Origin of the sequence: Marinimicrobium sp. UBA4209, from assembly GCF_002381585.1 — a bacterium.
GTDB classification, from domain to species: domain Bacteria; phylum Pseudomonadota; class Gammaproteobacteria; order Pseudomonadales; family Cellvibrionaceae; genus Marinimicrobium; species Marinimicrobium koreense.
The window spans coordinates 1,051-1,729 of the sequence record NZ_DFTP01000016.1; the positions used below are offsets into that span (position 1 = coordinate 1,051).

The window sequence follows — 679 nt, forward strand, 5'->3', positions numbered from 1 at the left end:
CCAACGATACTCATCCCGAATTTCGGTTTCGTCGGCTGCGGCGGACGGGCGCGCTGCGCGACATGGTTCGGGAAACCCGGCTTGAGGTCAGTGACCTGATATTGCCGTTGTTTGTCGAAGAAGGCATTGATCAACCCGTCGAAATAGGCAGCATGCCCGGCGTGGTTCGCTACCCAGAAGCCCAGCTCGCCGACAAAGTCACCAGCGCCTGGAAAAAAGGCATTCGGGCGGTACTGCTGTTTGGCGTGTCCCGGCATAAAGACGCCGAAGGCTGCGACACATGGAACCGCGAAGGCCTGATGGCGCGGATGATCCGCACCGTCAAAGCCGCCCAGCCCGAGATGTGCGTCATCAGCGACAACTGCTTCTGCGAATATACCGATCACGGTCACTGTGGCGTCGTCCATGGGGACGATGTCGATAACGATGCGACTTTGAAGAACCTGCAGAAGCAGGTCGTGGTGGCGGCCAAGGCCGGGGTCGACATGATTGCCCCCTCCGGGATGCAGGACGGCATGATCGCCGCCATCCGTGCCGCACTGGATGCCTCCGGTTATGGCCATATTCCGGTGATGTCCTACTCCACCAAATTTGCGTCCGCCTTCTATGGTCCTTTCCGGGACGCTGTGGACAGCAATTTCAAAGGCACCCGGGCCAGCTACCAGATGGACCCCGCCAA

At 59.8% G+C, this 679-nt stretch carries 1 protein-coding gene; it reads left to right on the forward strand.

Annotated features, from left to right (window positions below):
- A partial coding sequence (gene hemB, locus B3187_RS02840) for a porphobilinogen synthase (RefSeq protein ID WP_286804528.1) occupies positions 1 to 679 on the forward strand: 679 nt, incomplete at both ends.